Origin of the sequence: Calothrix sp. NIES-2098 (assembly GCF_963875125.1) — a bacterium.
Taxonomy (GTDB): domain Bacteria; phylum Cyanobacteriota; class Cyanobacteriia; order Cyanobacteriales; family Nostocaceae; genus Aulosira.
In genome coordinates, this window is the sequence record NZ_CAWNKJ010000001.1 from 6,557,542 (window position 1) to 6,581,191 (window position 23,650).

At 42.1% G+C, this 23,650-nt stretch carries 22 protein-coding genes; 10 read left to right on the plus strand and 12 right to left on the minus strand.

The features are described from left to right. Position 1: 1 nt before the first annotated feature. From AACU33_RS27430 to AACU33_RS27440, 3 genes are all read right to left on the minus strand, one after another. Positions 2–436 carry a SufE family protein gene (locus tag AACU33_RS27430; protein WP_096592706.1) on the minus strand — a complete coding sequence of 145 codons (435 nt, stop codon included), beginning with the start codon at positions 434–436 and terminating at the stop codon, positions 2–4. A 138-nt stretch (positions 437–574) separates the two neighbouring features. After that, entirely contained in the window at positions 575–4,117 is a 3,543-nt protein-coding gene (gene metH / locus AACU33_RS27435; protein WP_096592708.1) for a methionine synthase, read from the minus strand. 162 nt (positions 4,118–4,279) lie between these two features. Next, a complete protein-coding gene (locus AACU33_RS27440) occupies positions 4,280–5,179 on the minus strand; it encodes an alpha/beta fold hydrolase (protein WP_096592710.1) in 900 nt (299 codons plus the stop codon). Between the two features lie 1,043 nt (positions 5,180–6,222). Here AACU33_RS27440 and AACU33_RS27445 point away from each other — a divergent pair. The 3 genes from AACU33_RS27445 (at position 6,223) to frr (ending at position 8,111) form a co-directional block, all read left to right on the plus strand. Beyond that, positions 6,223–6,777 carry a thioredoxin family protein gene (locus AACU33_RS27445; protein WP_096592713.1) on the plus strand — a complete coding sequence of 185 codons (555 nt, stop codon included), beginning with the start codon at positions 6,223–6,225 and terminating at the stop codon, positions 6,775–6,777. 70 nt (positions 6,778–6,847) lie between these two features. Further along, positions 6,848–7,576, plus strand: coding sequence for a UMP kinase (pyrH, locus tag AACU33_RS27450; RefSeq protein ID WP_096592715.1), 729 nt, complete (start codon positions 6,848–6,850; stop codon positions 7,574–7,576). Next, on the plus strand, positions 7,563–8,111 hold the full coding sequence (frr, locus tag AACU33_RS27455; protein WP_096592718.1) for a ribosome recycling factor: 549 nt from the start codon (positions 7,563–7,565) through the stop codon (positions 8,109–8,111). The genes pyrH and frr overlap by 14 nt, the downstream gene beginning before the upstream one ends. Here the strand turns inward: frr and AACU33_RS27460 are convergent. Beyond that, positions 8,098–8,319, minus strand: a complete 222-nt coding sequence (locus AACU33_RS27460; RefSeq protein ID WP_339376321.1) for a hypothetical protein — start codon at positions 8,317–8,319, stop codon at positions 8,098–8,100. The genes frr and AACU33_RS27460 overlap by 14 nt on opposite strands. Before the next feature lie 151 nt (positions 8,320–8,470). Between AACU33_RS27460 and AACU33_RS27465 the strand changes: the two genes are divergently transcribed. Both AACU33_RS27465 and AACU33_RS27470 read left to right on the plus strand, forming a co-directional pair. Continuing rightward, complete coding sequence (locus tag AACU33_RS27465; RefSeq protein ID WP_096592720.1) at positions 8,471–9,592, plus strand: geranylgeranyl reductase family protein; 1,122 nt, start codon at positions 8,471–8,473, stop codon at positions 9,590–9,592. 214 nt (positions 9,593–9,806) lie between these two features. After that, positions 9,807–11,252 (plus strand): DUF3370 domain-containing protein, encoded by a 1,446-nt coding sequence (locus tag AACU33_RS27470; RefSeq protein ID WP_096592723.1) that lies wholly within the window; start codon positions 9,807–9,809, stop codon positions 11,250–11,252. Positions 11,253–11,298: 46 nt separating this feature from the next. On the opposite strand, the gene AACU33_RS27475 is transcribed toward AACU33_RS27470, so the two are convergent. Beyond that, entirely contained in the window at positions 11,299–11,706 is a 408-nt protein-coding gene (locus AACU33_RS27475) for a GFA family protein (protein ID WP_096592725.1), read from the minus strand. 784 nt (positions 11,707–12,490) lie between these two features. Between AACU33_RS27475 and aspS the strand changes: the two genes are divergently transcribed. Then, entirely contained in the window at positions 12,491–14,278 is a 1,788-nt protein-coding gene (aspS, locus tag AACU33_RS27480; RefSeq protein WP_096592728.1) for an aspartate--tRNA ligase, read from the plus strand. A gap of 204 nt (positions 14,279–14,482) precedes the next feature. On the opposite strand, the gene pirA is transcribed toward aspS, so the two are convergent. After that, positions 14,483–14,638, minus strand: a complete 156-nt coding sequence (pirA, locus tag AACU33_RS27485) for an arginine synthesis PII-interacting regulator PirA (protein WP_339376322.1) — start codon at positions 14,636–14,638, stop codon at positions 14,483–14,485. Between the two features lie 124 nt (positions 14,639–14,762). Here pirA and AACU33_RS27490 point away from each other — a divergent pair, with 124 nt between their 5' ends. Beyond that, a complete protein-coding gene (locus tag AACU33_RS27490; RefSeq protein WP_096592733.1) occupies positions 14,763–15,584 on the plus strand; it encodes an SAM hydrolase/SAM-dependent halogenase family protein in 822 nt (273 codons plus the stop codon). Here the strand turns inward: AACU33_RS27490 and AACU33_RS27495 are convergent. After that, positions 15,581–16,120 (minus strand): SH3 domain-containing protein, encoded by a 540-nt coding sequence (locus tag AACU33_RS27495; RefSeq protein ID WP_096592736.1) that lies wholly within the window; start codon positions 16,118–16,120, stop codon positions 15,581–15,583. The two genes, AACU33_RS27490 and AACU33_RS27495, sit on opposite strands and share 4 nt — an antisense overlap. Before the next feature lie 256 nt (positions 16,121–16,376). Between AACU33_RS27495 and AACU33_RS27500 the strand changes: the two genes are divergently transcribed. Beyond that, on the plus strand, positions 16,377–17,030 hold the full coding sequence (locus tag AACU33_RS27500) for a DUF2301 domain-containing membrane protein (protein ID WP_096592739.1): 654 nt from the start codon (positions 16,377–16,379) through the stop codon (positions 17,028–17,030). Beyond that, the gene (locus AACU33_RS27505; RefSeq protein ID WP_096592741.1) at positions 17,030–17,719 is read left to right on the plus strand and encodes an ElyC/SanA/YdcF family protein; all 690 of its coding nucleotides are present in this window, start codon (positions 17,030–17,032) and stop codon (positions 17,717–17,719) included. The genes AACU33_RS27500 and AACU33_RS27505 overlap by 1 nt, the downstream gene beginning before the upstream one ends. Here the strand turns inward: AACU33_RS27505 and AACU33_RS27510 are convergent. Beyond that, positions 17,703–18,938, minus strand: a complete 1,236-nt coding sequence (locus AACU33_RS27510) for a cysteine desulfurase (RefSeq protein WP_096592744.1) — start codon at positions 18,936–18,938, stop codon at positions 17,703–17,705. The genes AACU33_RS27505 and AACU33_RS27510 overlap by 17 nt on opposite strands. A 336-nt stretch (positions 18,939–19,274) precedes the next feature. On the opposite strand from AACU33_RS27510, the gene dprA reads away from it, so the two are divergent. Next, complete coding sequence (gene dprA, locus AACU33_RS27515) at positions 19,275–20,393, plus strand: DNA-processing protein DprA (protein ID WP_096592748.1); 1,119 nt, start codon at positions 19,275–19,277, stop codon at positions 20,391–20,393. 142 nt (positions 20,394–20,535) lie between these two features. Here the strand turns inward: dprA and AACU33_RS27520 are convergent, their stop codons facing one another. From AACU33_RS27520 to AACU33_RS27535, 4 genes are all read right to left on the minus strand, one after another. After that, positions 20,536–20,718 carry a type II toxin-antitoxin system RelE/ParE family toxin gene (locus AACU33_RS27520; RefSeq protein WP_339376323.1) on the minus strand — a complete coding sequence of 61 codons (183 nt, stop codon included), beginning with the start codon at positions 20,716–20,718 and terminating at the stop codon, positions 20,536–20,538. Between the two features lie 9 nt (positions 20,719–20,727). After that, positions 20,728–20,856, minus strand: coding sequence for a type II toxin-antitoxin system RelE/ParE family toxin (locus AACU33_RS27525; protein ID WP_339376324.1), 129 nt, complete (start codon positions 20,854–20,856; stop codon positions 20,728–20,730). Further along, a complete protein-coding gene (locus AACU33_RS27530; RefSeq protein WP_096592750.1) occupies positions 20,856–21,110 on the minus strand; it encodes a ribbon-helix-helix domain-containing protein in 255 nt (84 codons plus the stop codon). Before AACU33_RS27530 ends, AACU33_RS27525 begins: the two co-directional genes overlap by 1 nt. Before the next feature lie 160 nt (positions 21,111–21,270). Continuing rightward, positions 21,271–23,388, minus strand: coding sequence for a PAS domain S-box protein (locus tag AACU33_RS27535; RefSeq protein WP_096592753.1), 2,118 nt, complete (start codon positions 23,386–23,388; stop codon positions 21,271–21,273). Between the last annotated feature and the right edge of the window lie 262 nt (positions 23,389–23,650).

Below are 23,650 nucleotides of genomic sequence, written 5' to 3' on the forward strand. Positions count from 1 at the left end.
ACTACTGTTCTAATTTACATTCCAACGCCTTTTTTTGCATGGTTTTAAAAATGTTATAAAAGCCGTTGGCGCGAGAAGGTGTCAGGCTGACATTTAAACCTGTGGCTTGAATGAAATCTGGTGCTAGTTGAACAATTTCTGTAGGAGATAGGCCATTTAAACCTTCTATCAACAAGGCGACTAATCCCTTGGTTAACTGGGAATCAGAATCTCCTTGATATTTCACTTTCCCATCATCCAAGCTGGCAGTGACATAAACTTGGGAAACGCAACCAGGGACTTTATTTTCTGGTACCTTGTCAGCTTCTGGAAACTCTGGAAGCTTCTGAGCGTACCAGATAAGTTGTTCGTAGCGCCGCTTTGGGTCGGAAGCGCGTTGAAAGCGCTGAACAATTTTAGCGAGAGCAGGTGGTAAAGAATCTAAAGTTGATGACATAACATCTGTTGCAAACGATCGGTCTCCTCTTGAGTGTAAATTATCTGAGGAGCGATCGCGTTTGTCATGAGCATTTCCCAAGACTCTAAACTGGTAAGATTTTATACCCCTCCTGACAAGCGAGGAGGGGGTACAGTTCTATGCGCTAAAGTACTTCGCTACTGGGTGATAAGCAATAATCGCCGTTGTAGACTGTTCTGGATAAAGCTGCTCGCTTTCATCCATATATAGATTAATCCTGTCAGTCCTCAACAACTCCAATTGCTTGTACTGATCCTGAATATTCGGACAAGCCGGATAGCCAAAACTATAACGGGAACCTCGATAGCGTTGGGCCAAGATATCGCGAATATTATCTGGTTCTTCAGCCGCAAAACCCAATTCCTGACGAATTCTGGCATGTGTCCATTCGGCTAAAGCTTCTGCTAACTGCACTGCTAAACCGTGGAAATAGAGGTAATCAGTGTATTGATGATCTGCAAATAATTTCTGCGCGTACTCTGTTGCAATTTCACCCACAGTCACAGCCTGCATTGGGAACACATCAATTATCCCTGACTCCTTAGGCGCAAAGAAATCTGCAATACACAGTCTCCTTAAAGACTTTTGCCTAGGAAACTCAAACTTAGCTATTTCCTTGGCGTCTAGGCGGTTCGTGTCATAAATATGCAACTTATTACCCTCAGCCTGACAAGGAAAATATCCATAAATCACCTGGGGATGCAACAGCTTCTCCGCAATAATTCGGTTTTTCCAATCTTCCAAAATTGGATACACTTTTTCATTTAAGAAAGCTTGATATTCCTCCTTAGTTTGTTCCTTTGGTTTGCGGAATTGCCATTGTCCAGCAATTAAAGCTTGCAAATCCAAATAATTGAATATTTTCTCTAAAGAAATATCGCTAGACTGCAACAACTTCGTTTTCCAAAAAGGCGGTGTGGGACGTTCAATATCTACCGACACAGCTTCAGAACGTCTTGTATCTATTTCATTGCTAAGTTCTAAGTTCTGAGTCTTGAGAGAAGATTTTTCAGTAATCACCTCTGATTTCGGGGAAGCGATTTCTGATTTCTCAGTTCCTGCTTCATCTAAAAATCCTTGCAAATTATCCCATTTATCAGCAGCTTTCGCTGGCATTAATTTATCCATGAAATGCAAGTCAGAAAAGGCATCTTTGCCATAAACTACTTTACCTTTGTAGGTATTTTGACAATCTTCATAGACAAATTTAGGAGTTAACGCCGCACCACCTAAAATTACCGGGACACTAATTCCTTTTTCGTTGAAAACCTCCAAATTTTCTTTCATAAAAGCGGTAGATTTTACTAGCAACCCACTCATGGCAATACAATCAGGTTTATGCTGTTCGTAAGCCTGAATAATGTTTTCTACCGACTGTTTAATTCCTAAGTTAATGACTTTATAGCCATTATTAGAAAGAATGATATCCACTAGGTTTTTACCAATATCGTGGACATCACCTTTTACAGTGGCAATGATTACTGTTCCTTTCGCATTATTGCCAGCTTCTGACTTTTCCATGAATGGTTCGAGGTAAGCTACGGCTGCTTTCATGGTTTCCGCAGACTGTAATACAAAGGGTAGCTGCATTTGTCCAGAACCGAACAACTCACCGACAACTTTCATTCCATCCAGCAGAAAAGTGTTGATAATTTCTAAGGGGGGATATTGTTCTAAAGCTTTTGTTAGTTGTGCCTCCAAACCAATGCGTTCGCCGTCAATGATATGACGTTTCAAGCGTTCTTCAATGGGGAGACTTTCATCAACACCTTTGTTGCGTTTTGTCGTTACCCCAGCAAAAACTGTGGTAAGTTCTCCTAGAGGATCGTAAACGCAGACATTACCCTCAAATCGACGTTCATCATAAATTAACTGGCGACAAACTTCTTGATGCTGTGGTTCAATCTTAGAAAGTGGTAAAATCTTGCTAGCGCTAACAATAGCTGCATCCATCCCTACACTCATCGCTTCGTGTAAAAACATCGAATTCAGGACAATACGCGCTGCGGGGCTAAGACCAAAGGATATATTGGAAACACCCAAAATTACATGACATCCTGGCAATTCTTGACGAATTCTGCGGATAGCTTCAATAGTGGCTTTGCCATTTGCTCTATCTTCTTCAATCCCTGTAGAGATGGGTAAAGCTAAAGTATCAAAGAAGATTTCTGTGGGAGGTATGCCATATTCTACCGCTTGACGATAGGCACGTTGAGCGATCGCAAATTTTTTCTCAGCAGTCCGTGCCATCCCTTCTTCATCAATTGTGCCAATGACTACCCCAGCACCGTATTTCTTCGCTAATTCCAACACCTTTAAGAAACGCGGTTCGCCGTCTTCGTAGTTGGTGGAGTTCAGCAAACATTTACCCCCAGCGACTTTTAAACCCGCCTCCATCTTTTCCCATTCAGTGGAGTCGAGCATTAAGGGTAATGTGACATTATTAACAATACGCGAAACGAGTTCGTGCATATCTCGCACGCCATCGCGTCCGACGTAATCGACGTTGACATCAAGAATATGGGCACCTTCTTTTACCTGGGATCTCGCCATTGAAACGAGTCCATCCCAATCTTCAGCATTCAGCAATTCGCGGCACTTTTTGGAACCACTGGCGTTGAGGCGTTCGCCCACAATTAAGAAAGAGTTATCTTGATCGTAGGGCTGAGTGGTGTAAATTGATGCTGCCGCTGGTTCTAAATTCGGCTGTCTAACTTTTGGCTTTAAGTCTTTGGCAATTTCTGCTAATTGTTGAATGTGTTCTGGACGTGTCCCACAGCAACCCCCAATCACTTGGACACCCAAATCTTCAACAAAGTGCATCAAAGCCATCCGTAATTCCATCGGTGTCAAACGGTAGTGTGCTTGACCGCCAACATTCTCAGGTAAACCCGCATTCGGAATACAAGAAACTGTGAAAGGTGAATGTTCTGCCAAATATTTAATATGTGGCTTCATCAGGTCTGGGCCTGTAGCACAGTTGAGACCGAGAATATCAATTGGGAAAGGTTCCAAAATTGTGAGTACGGCACTGATTTCGGTTCCTACCAGCATCGTGCCCATACTTTCCATTGTCACCGATACCATCAACGGACGGCGATCGCCTTTTTTGGCAAAAACTTCTTCAATGCCATTCAGCGCTGCTTTAATTTGCAGCACATCCTGACAAGTCTCGACAATAAATATATCAACCCCACCATCCCATAAAGCGTCTGCTTGTTCTGCAAAAGCAGTTTTCATTGTGTTAAAGTCGATATGTCCTAAAGTAGGAAGTTTCGTTGTCGGGCCAATAGAACCCGCCACAAACCGGGGTTTTTCTGGTGTCGAGAATTCCGCCGCCACTCGCTTTGCCAATTCGGCTGCTGTCTTGTTCAGGTAATATGTCTGATCTGCCAAGTCATATTCAGCCAACACAATCGAAGTCGCACCAAAAGTATCCGTTTCAATTACATCTGCACCAGCAGCGAGAAAGTCACGGTGAACTTTAGCGACAGCTTCCGGGTTGGTATGAACTAAGTATTCGTTACAACCTTCATACTGCGGGCCGCCGAAATCCTCAGCAGTCAGGTTTTGTGTTTGCAGATTAGTGCCCATCGCCCCATCAAAGACAATAACCGGGCGTTCTGGACTACGTAAACGTTCAAGAAAAGGATGAGCCATATTTTCACGAGGAAATTAAGTTAGTCGTGCGATATTAGACTTAACTTATTATTTTCTATAATTTGCAAATTTTCGGCAGGCTTGAATAAAATCAGACATCGCTAGAGATGATGGGTCTAAAAAGAGCAGTTTTCATCGGCGTTTATCGGCGTTTATAGGCGGTCACTTATTCTTTGTTTGCTCCCAAATCCAATCTTGTAAAATCGGATTAACTAATTCCGGTGCTTCATCTTGAGGGCAATGTCCCACTCCTTCCAAGGGAATAAACTTCAGTACTTGGGGATAATTAGCTAACTCTCTACCTAAATCCACTGGTTCCCAAGGATCGGCCGTTCCCCATAAAATAATTGCTGGACAAGGTAGCGCAGGTAAAAGGTCTTCCGGTAAGGGGCCTGTGGAATAATTTGTAAAAGCCAAGAAAACTGCCACCGCACCAGGATCGCTGGCTGGCGCAGTCAAAATATCTACCAACTCATCTGTTACAGCCTCAGAATTAGCATAGGCTTGCAGCAGAATTTTCCTAACTGTCTTTGGTTTAGCAACTTGACTGAAAAAGAATGCACCAATTGGTTGGATAGATAATAGGCGCTGAAGAAGAGGTGCGCCAAAACGACGAGACCAAGGTAAAGTTGCCCGTTTGCGATCGTGTAATAATCTTAAAGAACAATTGAGTAATGCCACTCCTAAAGCAATCTCTGGGTTACTCACTGCCGCTTGCATTGCGACTATACAGCCAATAGAATTTCCTACCAAAAATGCTGCTTCACCTACCACTTCACGGCAGAAATCAGCTACTTGCTGTCCCCAAGTTTCAAGGGTGTAATCAATTTTTTCGCCTGGCTTGGGTTTAGCCGAATTGCCAAAGCCTATTAAATCAATGGCATAAACGCGGCAGTGTTCTGCTAGCACAGGGATATTTTGCCGCCAGTGCCACCACGAAGCCCCAAAGCCATGCACTAGAACAACTGCTGGGCCAGCGCTTCCTTGGGTTTGATAGCAAATGGGGAAACCTTGCCAAGTCCAAGTTTTGGTGGTGTTAAATGCGGTTGTAGAAGTTGTCATGGCAGTTGCTGAAACCAGGAATTTATTAATAAACTATGAGTGCCAGAATTGACAGATAGATTTTTTGCCACAGTCATCATTATTTTAATTTTTATTAAATTCTTTAAGGTTGGAAATAATTTGGATTACTGAAGCAATATCTGAAACAGAGACATACAAAACCTACGGATTTACGGTTTTCTGCGAGATCTTTGATGCTACTGTTACCGATAATACTAAATATTTCTTAATTCTTTTGGATTCTCTATTAGTTAAATGCTATCTATCTTCAGACGTATGACAAATATACACTTTTGATGTAAATATAATTTCTGCTATTTAGATAGGAAGTTTCTTGTATATGGCATTTATACTTAAAATATAGTTATAATTAATACTATTAATACAGTATGTGCTTAGTTGTGTATGCTCTAAGTCGAGAAACCTTCAACACACTAAATTAATGATACCAATTTGTAATCTATATAATTGATACACAGTATTTTTACTAAATTCGTAGCTATATGTAGTTAAGTTTTTACAAATAGCATGGGACACCATCTCAAGTTTAGATTTGCAATCATGTTTGTGGAATGTAGAAAATTATCTATATGGCATTGAATAGAGTAAAAATTAGAATTGAGATTTTCTGTAAAGTAAAAATAAAGCTAATTCTAGAATTTAATTAAATAATGTAGTAAATGTTCATATATAGCACTTTCACTAGTTTTAGCCAATTAACAATTCATATTATTCCTAACTAGGGACAGAAGTATTGATAATTATTACTTCTAGAGCTTCTACTTCCAGCTTTGGGTTTGAGATTTTTCAACAAGTCTGCGCACACTACATTTTTCTGATGGTGCGAAAATTACAATATTCCTAAGTACTATTTCATGAAATTAGAATCAGTAGTAGATTCAGTAGTTTTACAATTTACGCTGGCTGAATTAGTCTCTAAAATCATTGTGTATCAAGCATCTGCCAAGGAGTAGTTTGCAACTAGGAAAGTGACTCTGAGTTTGACGAATTTTTTTGTTGCTAGTTCCTCCAAACTTAAAAACATGACTACACTAGAAACTATTGATACTCCTATTGGGAGCTATGCACCAGACTTTGAGCTGCCCGGAATTGACAATCAAGTACACCATCTTAGTCGTTATCTCAAAAAGTTTCGTGCAGTTGGTGTCATCTCAATGTCCAACCGCTGCCCTTATGTAGCCTTATATTTAGATAGACTAAAAAAGATTCAAGCGGAATTTGCAAAGTTTGGTTTTACACTGATTGGGATGAATGGTAGTGCAGCTATTGGGCATCCAACAGAAAGCTTTGAAAATATGAAAGTTTTTGCTGAAAGTCACGGATTGAACTTCCCTTATCTATGGGACTCAACCCAAGATGTGACTCAAAGTTTTGGTGCTTGTAAAACACCAATGGCTTTCTTAATAGATAATACAGGTATATTACGCTACAAAGGTCAAATTGACAATCATCCCCATAACCCTCTAGGTGGGGGAGAAGATTATTTAAAAAAGGCGATCGCAGCGCTACTAAAAGGTCATAAAATATATCCACCAGAAACTGAGGCAATAGGTACTTCATTAATCTGGCGTAACTAGACACAGATAGGCACTCTACTGTTATCTTAAATTGGAGGCAATTGCAACTTTTTCGATAAAGCGTAACTTCATGGGAACGAATTACCGACGGGTTTTACTTAAACTGAGCGGTGAAGCTTTAATGGGTAACATGGGCTATGGGATTGATCCAGAAGTGGTCAAAGAAATAGCTCAAGAGGTAGGAGAGGTGGTAGCCACTGGCGTTCAGATCGCTATCGTCGTTGGCGGCGGCAATATTTTTCGTGGCGTCAAAGCGGCGTCGGCGGGAATGGACAGGGCAACCGCTGACTACATTGGGATGATTGCCACGGTAATGAATGCCATGACGCTGCAAGATTCGTTAGAACGAATAGGGGTACAGACGCGAGTGCAAACTGCGATCGCTATGCAAGAATTAGCGGAACCGTATATTCGTCGTCGTGCCATCCGTCATCTTGAGAAAGGACGGGTGGTAATTTTTGGCGCGGGTTCTGGAAATCCCTTCTTTACAACCGACACTACTGCTGCCTTAAGAGCCGCAGAAATCGATGCTGAAGTGATTTTTAAAGCCACCAAGGTAGATGGAGTATACGATGCTGACCCTCATGTCTATCCTGATGCCAAACGTTACACCAGCCTCACCTACGCCCATGTTTTGGCTAAAGATTTGCGGGTAATGGATACTACCGCGATTGCCTTGTGTAAAGAAAATAATATTCCGATTCTGGTCTTTGACCTGACAGTGCGAGGTAATATTCACCGCGCAGTCATGGGAGAATCCATCGGCACCCTTGTGGGAGGTTCTTGTGAAATTAGCTGAAGCTGAGAGTAAAATGCAACATACCGTTGAGGCAACTCAACGCGCTTTTAACACGATTCGTACTGGTCGCGCCAATGCGAGTCTACTAGATAAGGTATTGGTAGAGTATTACGGTACACCTACCCCTTTGAAATCACTGGCAAATATCAGTACGCCTGATGCCACCACTATCCTGATTCAACCTTACGATCGCAGCAGCTTGAATATAGTTGAAAAGGCAATTTCTCTGTCAGATGTAGGGTTAACCCCCAGCAACGACGGTTCGGTAATTCGGCTCAATATACCACCTTTGACAAGCGATCGCCGTAAAGAACTAGTCAAAATCGCTGCTAAATATGCCGAAGAAGGTCGTGTTGGGATTCGTAACATCCGCCGCGATGCTGTAGACTCAATACGCAAACAGGAGAAAAACGCAGAAATTTCCGAAGATGAATCGCGAGACCAACAAGACAAACTCCAAAAATTAACGAATAAATATACTGCCAGAATTGACGAATTATTGGCAGAAAAAGAAAAAGACATTACCACTGTCTAGGGTATAGGACATGGGGGAGCCACTGCGTTAGACGGGTTTCCAAGGCACTCCGTTGGGCGGCTAGCCTTCGGCAACGCCAAGGGCGAACGCCGACTTGAAGGAAGTGCCGTCGCGTTGTAGCAACTGGCATCATTGGGTTAGAAAAAATCACTAATGACTCTTGACTTTTGACCATTAACTCCAGTCCAATCTTTAAATCTGAAACCACAGATATTCATCGTTAGCCATCGGTGTTTCTCTGTGGTTTTACGTAATAAGCTAGAATTTTGTATGCGCCCTAAACAGAGACTAGTCTAGGGTGGGCAATGCTCAACAAATAAGTTTTTGGTGGGCTAATTGAGGAGCAAAAATTTAGCCATATGTATGACTGCATCATCGTCGGAGCCGGGCCAGCAGGTGGAACAGCTGCGTATCATTTAGCCAAACAAGGTCGCTCAGTATTAGTTTTAGAAAAAGAATCTCTGCCAAGATATAAACCCTGTGGTGGTGGAGTATCACCAGCGATCGCGCAATGGTTTGACTTTGATTTTAGCCCAGCGATTTCCGTAAAGGTAGACTCTCTTCGCTTTACCTGGAATATGGAAGACCCAGTAGAAGCGAAAATTGGAGTTAAAGAACCGATTTGGATGGTGCGGCGAGATGTTTTTGACAATTTTCTTGTTCAACAAGCCCAGCAACAAGGGGCGCAACTCCAAGACGATACAGAAGTAACTGGCATTGAGTTTAAAGCAGACTCTTGGCAGGTGAACACAGCCAACGGCTCATTTACAGGTTGCTACTTAATTGCGGCTGATGGTGCTAAAGGGCCGATGGCAAAATGGCTAGGCTTTAAAGACCGCAAACGTCACTTAGCAGGAGCTTTAGAGGCAGAAGTTCCTGCCGATTTTGAGAACAAATCCACGGCTCATTTTGAATTTGGCCTGGTCAAAAATGGCTATATTTGGAACTTCCCTAAAGCTGAAGGTTATTCCCTTGGTGTAGGGACATTTATTGGTGGCGCACCTCAAGATTTCAAGAAGATTTTGGATGAGTACGCTCAATCTTTTAATGTAGATGTCAAAACCTGCAAGCAATACGGTCATCCTATTACCTTGTGGAATGGGAATCAAAAGCTACATACCCAAAATGCTGTTTTAGCTGGAGAAGCAGCTTGTGTAGTTGACCCGATGACAGCAGAAGGTATTCGTCCTTCGATTTTTAGTGGTTTGCTGGCAGCAAGTGCTATTAATCAGGCGCTTTCAGGCGATATCAATGCTTTAGAAGAATATACCAACAGCATTAACGAACAATGGGGCACTGATATGGCTTGGGCGCAAAAATTAGCTAACGCATTTTATCGCTTTCCAAAAATTGGTTACAACGTTGGTGTGAAGCGTCCTTCTGGTGCCCAGATTATGGGTAAAATTCTTTGTGGCGAACTGCGCTATGGCGATGTTGCTGGTCGTGCCCTTAAGCGTTTAATCCCTGGTTTTGGGGGATAAGGGAGCAGGGGGACAGGGAGGACAAGGAGGACAAGGGAGAAAAATTACTCTTACCTATTTATTGCCTGTTGCCTTCTTGCCCAATGACAAATGACCATTAACTCTTGACGCTTGACTATTGACAAATAACCATTGATTAAGAAATCTCCTTCAAGGGGCTTGTAGTTACAACAGGTGATTCTTTGCACCAAAGTTTCCTTGAAAATAGATAACTATGCCAGCTAATAAGCCTCAAGACAAACTGATTGCACCTATATGCTTATTTTTATTAGGAGTTGCCCTTTCACAAACTTTGAGATACACGGCTTTTAACTCTAATGGCTACCCTAACAATTCAGTAGTAGTCGCCCAAACTTCACCCAAGCCTGCGCCTCAAGAGATTGTCCAAGCTGGGGAAGTACGCGCTTTACCTGGCAAGCTCGATACTATTCCTGTATTTAATAGCAATAGCCCAGAATGGGTCAAAACTGAGGGAATTTTACTTTCTACATTTCCCTCAAATGGGAAAAAAGTCTCAGCTGCACATCTAAATTTTCCCTTTGAGGGACGCTTTGACTTATTTGCTCACCACTATACCCACACCCCTAAGGATTTACAAACGCTTTACCTAGGCGTAATTTTGCAGAACCCAACTAAGAAAGCAGTAACAGTTGATGTTTTGCAAGCGGCGAGTTATTTATTGCAGGATGCGCCTTTTGTCACCTTAGCACCCTACATCGAAAATAATGATGGTAAAACCTACTCTGGGCCGGGTGCTCGTGCTGTTAGCGATGTATTACGAGGAATTCGCCAAGCTGATTTTCCGGCCAAGCTGGTAATTCCAGCAGGTCAAAGCCGATTGTTATTAAATCATCCAATTCCGGTCAAAAATCTGGAAAAACCTGTCAATGGTCGGTCTAGCTTTATGCGGCTGCGTAGTAGTGGCAAAGTTTATGCAGCCAGTTTAGCAATGTTTGCCAAGAAAAATGCTAATGGTAGCGATCGCTCTCCTACCCTAGCAGAATGGCAAGCTTTACTCAATACTGGCAACTTTGCTGGGCCACGAGATAAAACTCCTACTCCCCCAAATGCTACAGGTGGTGCGCTGATTTACGGGCGTGTAGCTGGTGTATCTCAGGGTTCTCAGTGGCAAGCTTTACTTGTAGATAACTCCAAAGACCAGACTCTCACAATTCCTCAGCGTGGTAAGGCAATTTCTTATCCTTTAGTTACCCTACGTGGCGGTCAATTGGGTAGCGGACAAATTCAAACTGCCAATATGTTAGTACGCTATCCAGATACAGCCTATGAAGCTCATGGTAATTATGGGGTGGAATATAATCTCCGCTTACCCTTGAGTAATACTACCAACCAAACGCAAAAAGTCAGTGTCACATTAGAAACACCGTTAAAAGAAGATAAATTATCTCAAGGTGGTCTACGTTTTCGCAAACCTTCCTTAGATTTTCCTTTTTTCCGCGGTACAGTGCGGCTGCAATATACTGATGACCAAGGGAAACAAAAAACACGTTATGTCCATTTGTGGCACAGAACAGGTCAAGTTTTAGAACCTTTGGTACAGCTGACACTACCACCTGCAACTAAACGAATGGTACAGGTAGATGTTATCTATCCACCAGATTCCACACCGCCTCAGGTGTTGAGTGTAAGAACACTTTGAGTTTTCTCTGGAAAAACCGAATTAATTAAATTCTCTAAGCCATATCTTACATAGCAGGCATTTTAGGGAACTTAGGTAACTGCGGATCGAGATAATCCCATGCTGGCCCACTGGAGGCATAAACCACCATACTAGGCTGAAATATGGATACATCGTCTAGGCTGCTGGCCGAGACTGCTCCTATTTCATCAAAACCAGAAGATTCAGCATAGATATGCGATCCGCACATTGGACAAAAACCTCGGCGTACAGTATTACCACTGTCGCCTGGAGTTTCATAGAACTTCAATTCGCCAGATATATTCAATGCTGCTTTGGGAATTGCCAATTTTGAGCTATGCCCTGTAGAACTAGTTTTGCGACAGTTTTCACACTGACAATGCATTGCTAGGACAGGTTCTGCCTGACATTCATAACGTACTGCACCGCACAAACAGCCACCAGAAAAAGCCATAAATAACCTCACTATCCTGCTCAGTGGAAATATTAACTTAGTATTAGTATCTATGAGAAGCCGACCCAAGTATAAACGGAATTTTTATTCTTGATTAACGCCAAGACTCTTCTGACTAAATAATTCAAAATTTAGTCGTGTTGGATGTTGTTAAAATCTTGGCGTTAATATACAGCCTCTCATAGAAATAATCTTTATTCTTAACCAGATAACCAATCATCTATGGTAAATAAGATTGAGGTTATACATTAAACGCCTAGTTTAAAATTTAACTTTTGTGCTCGCAATTTTGTGGTCAATTTGGCTTAAAATTTGTGACATTTTGGATTAAATGCAAAGTTAATCTAGTAAAATTCCGCTTGCATCTATAGGGAAGACAAAACAAAATACGTCGATCGGTGCTTATGGAAGAAAAGAAGTTTTTTTGAGCATCCAGAGAAGTTCTATTGGATTGTTGCGAAGCTAGGTATACCTCTAGCGCCCTTCTCGATTGGTTATCCCCATTTTCTAGCTGGAAGACCTTTTTTTGCGTTTTTACGCCTCTATGTCACTATTTCCTTAATGCATGGCTATGAACATTTTGTCATCGGGACAGCCTTCACCACTAGTACTTATGAATTCCCATTCGGCTATAGTAACTTAAAGACACATCTTTCCGATCTCCTCAGCCCAATGGCCGGAGATTATGCCATCTTGTCTTCAATTAGATACTATTGATGCTAGATAATGGGAAAGCTTTGACATTTACTTGCCCATCTATAGCGGAAGAACAGAATTAACTACTATGCGAACTTACTATTGCGGCGCGCTCCGAAAAGAAAATATTGGAGAAACTGTCACCTTGTACGGATGGGTAGACCGTCGCCGCGATCATGGGGGCGTGATATTTTTAGATTTACGCGATCGCTCTGGCATTGTCCAAATTGTGAGCGATCCTCAACGCACCCCAGATTCCTATGAGTCAGCAAATGCTCTGCGGAATGAATACGTTGTCGAAATCACTGGAAGAGTAACGCAACGTCCCGACGAATCCCTCAATCCTCGCATACCTACAGGCGAAGTAGAAATTTACGCCGATAAGATTAAATTGCTCAACGGTGTCCGCAAACAGTTACCTTTCCAAGTTTCCACAGCGGACACGGAGACAGTTAGAGAAGACTTGCGGCTGAAGTATCGCTACTTAGATTTGCGTCGCGAACGCATGGCGCGGAATATCCAATTGCGCCATCAAGTTGTAAAAGCTATGCGCCGCTACTTAGAAGACGTAGAAGGTTTTATTGAAATTGAAACCCCCATACTTACCCGTTCTACCCCAGAAGGAGCGCGGGATTACATTCTCCCCAGTCGCGTCAATCCTGGTGAGTGGTTTGCTTTACCGCAATCACCCCAGCTATTTAAACAATTGCTGATGGTATCTGGTATGGACAGATACTATCAGATTGCTCGTTGCTTCCGCGATGAAGACTTACGCGCTGATAGACAGCCTGAATTTACCCAGTTGGACATGGAAATGAGTTTCATGTCTCAAGAAGAAATTATCGAACTTAACGAAAAGTTAGTTTCTTATATTTTCAAAAGCGTTAAAGGTATTGAGTTACATCATCCTTTCCCCCGTCTTACCTACGCCGAAGCGATGGAACGCTACGGTAGCGATAAACCAGATACCCGCTACGGTTTGGAACTAGTTAATGTTTCTGATGTCTTAAAAGATTCTGGTTTCAAAGTCTTTCGGGATGCTGTCGCCAACGGTGGTATCGTCAAAATTCTGCCAATTCCCAATGGTAACGATGCAATTTCTAATGTCCGCATCAAACCAGGCGGGGATATCTTCAAAGAAGCTAGTGAAGCTGGAGCTAAGGGTTTAGCTTATATCCGCGTTCGAGAAGATGGTGAAATTGACACTATTGGCGCAATTAAAGACAACCTGACGGCTGAACAAAAAGCGGAAATTTTACGCCGTACAGGCGCACAAGCCGGTCATTTATTGCTATTTGGGGCTGGCGATGCAGCTACAGTTAATAAAACTTTAGATAGATTGCGGCAATTTGTAGCTAAGGAGTTCGGATTAATCGATCCAGAAAAAATCAATTTGCTCTGGATTACCGATTTTCCCATGTTTGAATGGAATGCTGATGAAAAACGCCTAGAAGCGCTGCATCATCCATTTACCGCACCCCATCCTGACGATTTGCATGACTTAAAAACCGCCCGCGCTCAAGCTTACGATTTGGTATTTAATGGCTTTGAAGTTGGCGGTGGTAGTCGGCGGATTTACCAACGAGAAATTCAAGAACAGGTGTTTGAAGCCATAGGTTTGTCACCTGAAGAAGCACAAAATAAATTTGGCTTTCTCTTAGAGGCGTTTGAATATGGTACACCACCTCATGGTGGCATCGCCTACGGTTTAGATCGGTTGGCGATGTTATTAGCTGGGGAAGAATCAATCCGCGATGTCATCGCTTTTCCGAAGACACAGCAAGCTCGTTGTGTGTTGACGGATGCGCCTTCTGCGGTAGATCCAAAGCAGTTGAAAGAATTGCACGTTACTTCCACTTACAAGCCAAAAACGTAAAAGGGTAGATAGGGAGCGATTTGCACTTTCACAATAGAGTCAAGCTGCTATTTCTAGCCTTCTCATGAATGGGGCTATCAGCTTGATGGAAGATTTGTCACCAAATATTAACCATCTGGTGATAAATGCCCATTGACTAATGCCAAACAAAAACCCGCGCTAGCGGGTTTACACACAACAAAACTATAACTTTGAAGGGCTGATTTAAGCGCAGTAACGCATTTCATCTTCTAATTGACGAATTAGTTTTTCGTCACCCTGAGATCTGGCTACTTGCAAACGACGTTCGATATCTCTTTGAATATTTTGTCTGTGAGCTTCTTTAGCTTTGTTAGCAGCTTGGAGTCTATTTGTATTCATAATGATTACCTGGTTATCTATCATCATCTTTGTGCTGTCTTCTTAATATAGCACAAATTTCGTAGTCTTTGTTACAGAAATATCTGCTTTATTATATATTTATAGATACACACCGTGTATACCAATGGATCGATCGAGAATCCTTGATGGCAAAGCAAGTATCGTCACCTTACTGAGCGATTTTGGCGATCGCGATGTGTATGTCGGTGTGATGAAGGGAGTAATTGCCGAAATTAACCCCAAACTAACAGCAATTGACTTGACCCACCAGATTCCGCCGCAAAGTATCGCTGCTGCTAGATTTTGTTTGATGAATGCTTATCCTTATTTCCCTGTGGGGACAGTGCATATAGCTGTGGTAGATCCGGGAGTGGGAAGCAAGCGAAGAGCGATCGCTGTAGAATTTGCCCAAGGTTTTCTAGTAGGGCCAGATAATGGCATCTTTAGTGGCATACTCAGTCAAAATCCCGCGATCGCAGCGGTTGAGTTAACAAATCGTAACTATTGGCGAACTCCCCAAGCAAGTACCACATTCCACGGTAGAGATATCTTTGCACCAGTGGGAGCTAATCTTGCTAGTGGCGTCCCTATTCAAGAACTAGGGCAAGAAATCGATCCAGCGACTTTGGTACAGCTAAATCTAGGTGAATGCCAAGAAACAACAACTGGTGTAGTCGGTTGTATTCAATATATTGACCGCTTCGGCAACTTAATTAGCAATATTCCTGGAAGTTATGTCGAAGGTAAAACCTGGTGCGTGCAAGTTCGTGGGTTGACTATACCAGGGCATGCAACTTACAGTGATGTTGAAGTTGGAGAAGCGATCGCTTTAGTTGGAAGTCATGGTTGGGTAGAAATTGCCATCAATAGCGGTAATGCAAATTCACAATTACAGATCGAGTTGCAAGATAGTCTAGAAGTCCAAATAATTAGTAATAACGCCTAATGTACGGGACAAATGATAATACATCCTTGCGGCCATATTGATAAAAGGTCTTCTCGCACCCAACCAGTAACATTATTTGGGAACTTGATGCGATACCAACGATATTCACCCGCCTGTTGATAGGAATCTTCAACCGTCACCAAATCACCGGATAGCCCGGTGTGCAGAACCTTACCTCCTAAGTTGGGAGAGGAACGCACATTAATTTTATACCCGCGCTCCCCAGATATAGTTGCATAGCGCTTCTGGCTCGGCTTAAAGCTGACTAAATCGCTGCGTATCCAACCTCTTGCTGTTCCTTCCACTGTTGGTTGGACAAAGTACCAGTAATCGCCATCATCTCCTACTGTAAGATTTAAAACTTCCAGATTACTACCTGATGGTAAGATTTCCTCTACACTGGCGGTCAAAGATGCACTCGTTCGCAGATTACTTCTACTCGTCAAGGTCGCCGGACGAGCCATTGCAGGCAATATTCCCGCCATCAATGTTGCAAAAGTCAACAATCCCGCTGTTAACTTTGTTATCAAACTCATATATTCTCCCAAAGCCAGATGATTAAAGAGTATAAAATTGAACTTTCAGCAACTTTAACTAACTATAAATACAGAAGCGATCGGAGATTTTCCGAAAAAGTGATTTTTCTTTTAAGATAGGTTTGCCCTAAATTGAAGAGGACACATAAGCACAGAGAAAAACATGAGAGTTGTGCCCTTTACGCCTTCTTTGTGATTTGTTATTAGACTAAGTACGAGGGACTAATTCTCAATCCAGACTCATAACTGATTTACTATGACTACACAAACACTATCAGCCCCAGAAGTTTATCAAGGTCAGTTTGGGGAATTTACAATTACTCAAAGCGATCGCATTGGTGTAATTATTTATCGCGCTGGATTAACTATTGCTGCACTCAGCTTTGCTATCGGTAGCGCTTTAGTGTTGTTCAACAATGACCCAAATTACACAGTGCTAACTCCACTATACGCCTGTTTTACTCTGGCTCTCGGTGTAAGCTTATTAACCATCCATATATATATGGCTATACTGCACCGATTTTTACAGGTTTTTTGGGTAATTGGTAGCATTACATCAATCGGATTGGCGCTGTCTAGTAATGAACCTTTGGCTGTCACCGTTTACAATCATCCTCTGACTTTATTTGGGATCGGATTTACCTTTGTAGCTTTGACTGGTATTTATTTTAAAGAGGCTTTTTGCTTTAATCGCTTAGAAACAAAGATATTAACTTTCACTGTACCGTTGTTGTTGTTAGGCCATTTGGTGGGGATTCTACCAATTCAGGCGGAACAGGTTCTCTTGGGAATTTGGGCAATTTTATTTTTAGTATTTGCTTTGCGTAAAACAGTGCAAGCAATTCCTGCGGATATTGGCGACAAATCTGTGTTTAGTTATTTGAAACAACAGCGTTTGCAAAAAGCCTAATGCAGAAGATAAAAAATCGCCAGCGGCTAAAACTTCCTAAATTCAGATTAATCAAACGCCAAGAAATGTGGATACTGACGGTTCAGGGATGGATAATTGCGATCGCTTTATTTGCAGCTTTAATAATTTTTACGATTACTCATATCCATCCATTTCTGGCCGTTACTTCTCCCATTCAATCAGCAGAAATATTGGTTGTGGAAGGATGGCTACCAGACTATGCACTACAAGAAGTTGTTGCTGAATTTAAAAGCGGTAATTATCGCCAAATAATTACCACAGGAGGCACTTTAGAAATAGGAAATTATTTGACTGGATATAATACCTATGCAGACGTAGCAGCTGCCACTTTAAAAAAACTGGGTATGGAATCTGAAAAAGTAGTGGCTGTACCTGCACCTTTTGTAATAAAGGATCGTAGCTATACTTCAGCTGTTGAATTTGGTCGGTGGCTATCGAACTCACATTTACAACCAAAATCAATTAATCTGTTCTCTTGGGATGCGCATACACGTAGGAGTTGGTTGCTATTTCAAAAAGTACTTCCTCAGATTAAAATAGGTGCGATCGCTGCCAAAACACGAGACTACAATCCAAAAAAATGGTGGAGTTCTAGCCAAGGCGTGCGCACCGTGATTGATGAAGCGATCGCTTATACTTATGCACAATTCTTTAATTGGAAAGCTTGATTTGACGCAGCACTTCTACTAAAGAATCAATTTCTTCATAAGTGTTGTAAAACGCTAAGGAAGGTCTAACTGTCCCAGTCACGCCAAACCTTTGCATTGTGGGTTGCGCGCAGTGATGGCCTGCACGCACGGCTATACCTTCTAAAGCGAGAAGCTGTCCCACTTCGACTGGGGAGATATCCTCGAAGATAAAGGACAACACGCCAACCTTCTGTTTCGCTGTCCCAATCAAACGCAATCCGGGAATTTGGGCGAGTTGTGCCATCGCGTAATCGGTGAGTTTATGCTCGTACTGGGCGATGTTATTCATCCCTAAGTTAGTAAGATAATCGATAGCCGCACCTAATGCGATCGCATCGGCAATACTGGGAGTTCCTGCTTCAAATTTGGCGGGTGGAACCTCATAAGTGGTTTTCTCAAAAGTGACACTGCGAATCATGCTACCGCCACCCTGCCAAGGCGGTATATCTTCAAGAATTTCTTGTTTCCCATAAAGCACACCAATTCCCGACGGGCCGAACATTTTGTGACCAGAGAAAGCATAAAAATCGCAGTCTAAGGATTGAACATCTACGCTGAGATGGGGGACACCTTGAGCGCCATCAATCACCACACGCGCCCCATATTGGTGTGCCATTTCCGTCATTTCTTGAATTGGCAAAATAGTTCCCAATCCATTAGAAACGTGAACCAAAGCAACAATGCGAGTACGCGAACTCAAAAGTTGAGCGTATTCTTCGAGGAGAATTTCGCCACGATCGCTAACCGGAATTACCTTTAAAATTGCACCTGTTTCTTGCGCTAACATTTGCCAAGGAACGATATTAGAGTGGTGTTCCAATGTGGAAAGAATAATTTCATCTCCTTCACGAATATATTTGCGTCCGTAGGTTTGAGCTACTAGGTTAATTCCTTCTGTTGTTCCGCGCACGAAGATAATTTCTGATGCCGAATTTGCACCTATAAAATGTTGTACTTTTTCTCTGGCTGCTTCATAAGCATCTGTAGCTTGTATTCCTAGGGTATGGACAGCGCGATGAACGTTGGAATTATACTGCTTGTAAAACTGTGTAAGCGTGTCAATTACACTTTGGGGTTTTTGAGTTGTGGAAGAATTATCTAACCAGATTAGTGGTTTGCCGTAAACTTCTTGGTGTAACAGGGGAAAGTCTTGACGGATAGTTTTGACATCAAATAGATCGTTTAACTCTAACAACATAATATTGCACCATTATTCTATCTACACATTGCCAGTAACCTTTTTTATGGCACGTGATTTTAACTGTAATAATTCAAGATTTTCGCACTACAAAACAGCAATGTAGAGCCAGTACTTCTAGATGAGAACTTACCTTACAAGCCTAGTAATTTCTTAACTCAATTCTAAAATTTTATACTTGATTTCTAGCAGAAAATTATCAAAAGTTTAACGAAATCAGTTGATAAATTTCATTTAAAATTTGGCAAGCAGCTAAATTACAAAGTTCATCAAACTTACATCAACAGCTCAACCGAATTTGGGAATACTCAATCAAGTTGGTGTGAGGATGAGCAAGTGACAGAAGAACGTGCGTATTGGTTAGCTTGGTCGCAAATTTCTGGGATTGGCCCCGTATTGCTACGGCGCTTGCAACAGCATTTTGGCACGCTAGCAACAGCTTGGAAAGCGACTGGGGCGGAATTGGCACAGGTAGAGGGTTTTGGTGCGCAGACATTGGCAAAAGTGGTAAAACAGCGATCGCATCTGCATCCAGAACAAATACTCATCAAACACCAGGAAGAAAACCCGCATTTTTGGACGCCAGCAGATGCAGATTATCCCCGCTTGTTATTGGAAACACCCAGCCCACCCGCAAGTTTGTACTATCGCGGCGAAGTCGAACTACAAGAAAATCTTGGACACAAACCTCTAGTTGGAATTGTCGGAACTCGCCAACCCTCAGATTACGGTATCCGTTGGACTCGCCAGATTAGCACAGCTTTGGCGAAAAACGGCTTTACAGTTGTTTCTGGGATGGCTGAAGGAATCGACACTGAAAGCCACCTAGCTACCATGAAAGCAGGTGGACGCACGATCGCAGTTTTGGGTACAGGTGTAGATGTGATTTATCCACCAAAAAATCGGGATTTGTACAAACAGATTTTGAGCGCGGGATTAGTAGTAAGTGAATATCCCGCCAAAACCCCACCAGATCGCGCCCACTTTCCCCGCCGCAATCGCATTATTGCAGGTTTAAGCCGTGCCATCTTAGTCATAGAAGCACCTTTAAAATCAGGGGCGTTAATTACCGCCACTTACGCCAATGATTTTGGTAGAGATGTCTATGCATTACCTGGCAGGCTAGACGACTACCCATCCCAAGGTTGTTTAAAATTAATTAGTCAAGGAGCGTCGATAATTCTTAAAGAACTAGACGAACTCTTAAAAATGCTAGGAGCAATACCACAAATCGATATAGTTGCAGAATCCTTACCACCCCAGCAGTTGAGTTTGCCAGATTTATCACCAGAATTACAACAGGTAATAGATGCGATCGCTGTTGATACTTTGCCTTTCGATTTTATTGTCCAGCAAACAGGCTTGGCTGCTGGCTCAGTTTCTAGCGCATTGTTACAGTTAGAACTGATGGGTTTAGTTTCGCAACTCCCAGGAATGCGATATCAAAAAATATAGTATTTCATTTTGGTATTCGACCAATGCTTGATAATAACGCCCTAACTTATCTATATGTAGAAACCTAAATTTAGTTGAAATCTTCAGCATTGTAGAGATGCGATCGCTCTTTACACTCATCAAAAAAGCGATCGCTTATACACTACAGTTCTTGTTCCAAAATTCTCTCAATATCTCTTCTAGCATAGAGAATTCGCACAATTTGAATATTTTCATCTGCTTGAAGGTAAAAAATCAGATACTTTTTGAAATCCTTAACAACCCACTTACGCAAACCTTTTAAACGAGGATTCTGCACTTTATATAATCTCCCCATTATCGGCATTTTTGCTAACTATGCAAAAGTCTCCCTAACAGCATCAAAAAAATGTAGTGCAGCATCAGAGTTTTCTTGGGCAATGTAAGCAAAATGCTCATCTATATCTAAACTGGCTTTAGGTGTAATAATTATCCGCTTTGTCATTATTGTTCTTGAAGCGGCTTGTTAATCAGGTATATACGTTTTTGTTCCCACCATTCATCAGTAACTTCTATTGAATCTCCACTCTCCAGTCCTTCAATTAAAAGTTCCTCTATATTTTCTTGAGCTTGGCGCTGTTGGTCTTGATTGATTAAATCTAAAAGGTATTCACTTATTGAAGCATAGCCACCTTTTATTACTTGTTCCTCAACAAAAGTTTTCATTGAGTCAGACAAGGAAATATTGATACTAATCATAAGCAAGCTAAAATTCAAAATCGTTTAGTTGGAATGCTTCCATTTAATCTTGATTAATATTCTAATATGGATTTACTTGTGAGTTAGGATGCCCGATATTTACTCTGGTAAGCTAGTTTGGTTTATTTCTACCGAGTTACTTATCAGAATCCTACACTACTCAATAAAGATGGGTTTTTCTCAATTGAGGGCCTATTTGCTTAGACTGTTGAATTGGAATTTCAACCACAAAATCGGCTCCCTGACCGGGTATAGAATGCCACTGTAATGAGCCACCATGCTTCTCGGTGACAATCTGGTAGCTGATCGACATTCCCAATCCTGTCCCCTTGCCAACTGGCTTAGTGGTAAAGAATGGATCGCACAATCGCTGTTGCACAGATTCTGGGATACCGCAACCGTTATCTAAAATTCCGATCTTTATGCGATCTGGACTGACAATCTCTGTACAAATCCGAATTTGGCTAGGCTGTTGTTTCATCTCCTCAAATGTGCGCCATTCGTCTCGTTCTTCGAGGGCATCGATGGCGTTGCTAATAATGTTCATAAACACTTGGTTGAGTTGTCCAGCGTAGCACTCAACTAAAGGCAAGTTGCCATATTCTTTAATTACTTCAATCTCTGGACGATCTTGCTTGGCTTTGAGGCGATTCTGTAAAATCATGAGCGTATTATCAATACCCTCATGAATATTGACCGATTTCATCTCGGCTTCATCCATACGAGAGAAATTCCGTAATGAGAGTACAATCTTTTTAATTCGGTCTGCACCAACTTCCATTGAACAGAGCAATTTAGGCAAATCTTCTACCAGAAAATCTAGGTCTATAGCCTTGCTTTTATTCTGTATTTCTGCTACTGGGCTGGGATAATGTTGTTTATACAATTGCAGTAGTCCTAACAGATCTTGAATATATTCATTGGCAGGATTGAAGTTAGCATAAATAAAGTTGACTGGGTTATTAATTTCATGAGCTATTCCAGCCACTAATTGACCCAAACTAGACATTTTCTCGTTTTGCACTAGCTGAGTCTGGGTTCGCTTCAGTTCAAGTAAGGTTGTTTCGAGATCGATCGCCTTCTGCCGCAATTGAGCTTCTGAGTGTCGCAAAGCTTCTTCGGCTTGTTTGCGAACGCCAATATCGCGAGCAATTTTAGAGGCACCGATGATTTTACTTGTGGCATCTTTGACTGGAGAAATCGTCAGCGAAATATCAATCAGCTTTCCGTCTTTTCGTTGACGCACGGTTTCAAAGTGATCGACTCGTTCGCCGCACTTGAGTTTCTCCAGAATTTGGGCTTCCTCATTGATGCGATCGCCAGGAACAAGCATTACCATAGGTTGCCCGATCGCTTCTTTTGCCGTGTAGCCAAATAATGTTTCTGCCCCACGATTCCAGCTGACAATCAGCCCATCCAAGGTTTTGCTGATAATGGCATCCTCTGAAGACTCGACAATTGCCGCTAGGCGAAACATCGCTTCTTCGGCTTGTTTACGCGCACCGATATCGCGAGCAATTGTGGAAGCCGCAATGATTTTGCCTGTGGCATCTTTGACTGGAGAAATACTCAGCGAAATATCAATCAACGTTCCATCTTTACGTTGGCGCACTGTCTCAAAGTGAGAAACTCGTTCTCCACGTTTGAGTTTCTCAATAATTTGGGTTTCTTCATTCATGCGATCGCTAGGAATCAGTATGGTTACAGATTGACCGATCGCTTCTTTTGCTGTATAGCCAAACAGTGTTTCTGCGCCATAATTCCAGCTGAGAATTACACTATCCAAGGTTTTACTCATAATGGCATCTTCCGAGGACTCGACAATTGCCGCTAGGCGAAACATAGCTTCTTCAGCTTGTTTGTGTTCCCGACGTAGCGCCAGTTCTGCTTGTTTGCGATGGGTGATGTCTTCAGCCAAAAGCATCACTCCGTTCGTCACCCCGGCACTGTTGCACCAAGGGAGAAGCGTCCACTGACGCCAGCCTGTTAGACCATCAAACTGCTGAAATTCCTCTTCTAAACATAATCCCAGGGCTGACCTCAGACAGTAATGATATGCCTCTGTCAATGGTTCGCAGAACTGTTGAAATACCTCAAGATGCGATCGGCCAATAATATCTTGCTCCTCCAAACCTATTTCGCTCAACCATCGTTGGCTGGTTAGCAAATACTTCATTTCACGGTCTAGCATTGCAGCTGCAATTGGCAGATGTTCCAAAAACGAGCAGTAGAGATCGTCTCGCTGTAAGTCACTCTGAATATGAAAATTTTGGCTCATGGTATACATCAAACTTGGAGGGATTATCAGGCAGAGTAGGCAGAGTGCATACCCACTACAGCAAATTTCCCCATTACACAATCTAAATTATCCAGTAAAAAATATTATTAATGCATCCGTGTAAACCGAAGGCAGGCAATCGTTACCTATAAGCAAAACTAGCAATATCAACTGCGGATTCAGCCATCAAGATTATGAGTAATTTCTTCCAAAGCTGGCAATTTCTCGAAAAATACTATAACTATCAGTTTTTCAGCAAGGT

Coding starts and splice junctions, on each gene's coding strand:
- AACU33_RS27430 (WP_096592706.1), bottom strand. CDS start 436: ATGTCATCAACTTTAGATTCTTTACCACCTGCTCTCGCTAAAATTGTT.
- metH (WP_096592708.1), bottom strand. CDS start 4,117: ATGGCTCATCCTTTTCTTGAACGTTTACGTAGTCCAGAACGCCCGGTT.
- AACU33_RS27440 (WP_096592710.1), bottom strand. CDS start 5,179: ATGACAACTTCTACAACCGCATTTAACACCACCAAAACTTGGACTTGG.
- AACU33_RS27445 (WP_096592713.1), top strand. CDS start 6,223: ATGACTACACTAGAAACTATTGATACTCCTATTGGGAGCTATGCACCA.
- pyrH (WP_096592715.1), top strand. CDS start 6,848: ATGGGAACGAATTACCGACGGGTTTTACTTAAACTGAGCGGTGAAGCT.
- AACU33_RS27465 (WP_096592720.1), top strand. CDS start 8,471: ATGTATGACTGCATCATCGTCGGAGCCGGGCCAGCAGGTGGAACAGCT.
- AACU33_RS27470 (WP_096592723.1), top strand. CDS start 9,807: ATGCCAGCTAATAAGCCTCAAGACAAACTGATTGCACCTATATGCTTA.
- AACU33_RS27475 (WP_096592725.1), bottom strand. CDS start 11,706: ATGGCTTTTTCTGGTGGCTGTTTGTGCGGTGCAGTACGTTATGAATGT.
- aspS (WP_096592728.1), top strand. CDS start 12,491: ATGCGAACTTACTATTGCGGCGCGCTCCGAAAAGAAAATATTGGAGAA.
- pirA (WP_339376322.1), bottom strand. CDS start 14,638: ATGAATACAAATAGACTCCAAGCTGCTAACAAAGCTAAAGAAGCTCAC.
- AACU33_RS27490 (WP_096592733.1), top strand. CDS start 14,763: ATGGATCGATCGAGAATCCTTGATGGCAAAGCAAGTATCGTCACCTTA.
- AACU33_RS27495 (WP_096592736.1), bottom strand. CDS start 16,120: ATGAGTTTGATAACAAAGTTAACAGCGGGATTGTTGACTTTTGCAACA.
- AACU33_RS27500 (WP_096592739.1), top strand. CDS start 16,377: ATGACTACACAAACACTATCAGCCCCAGAAGTTTATCAAGGTCAGTTT.
- AACU33_RS27505 (WP_096592741.1), top strand. CDS start 17,030: ATGCAGAAGATAAAAAATCGCCAGCGGCTAAAACTTCCTAAATTCAGA.
- AACU33_RS27510 (WP_096592744.1), bottom strand. CDS start 18,938: ATGTTGTTAGAGTTAAACGATCTATTTGATGTCAAAACTATCCGTCAA.
- AACU33_RS27520 (WP_339376323.1), bottom strand. CDS start 20,718: ATGCCGATAATGGGGAGATTATATAAAGTGCAGAATCCTCGTTTAAAA.
- AACU33_RS27525 (WP_339376324.1), bottom strand. CDS start 20,856: ATGACAAAGCGGATAATTATTACACCTAAAGCCAGTTTAGATATAGAT.
- AACU33_RS27530 (WP_096592750.1), bottom strand. CDS start 21,110: ATGATTAGTATCAATATTTCCTTGTCTGACTCAATGAAAACTTTTGTT.
- AACU33_RS27535 (WP_096592753.1), bottom strand. CDS start 23,388: ATGAGCCAAAATTTTCATATTCAGAGTGACTTACAGCGAGACGATCTC.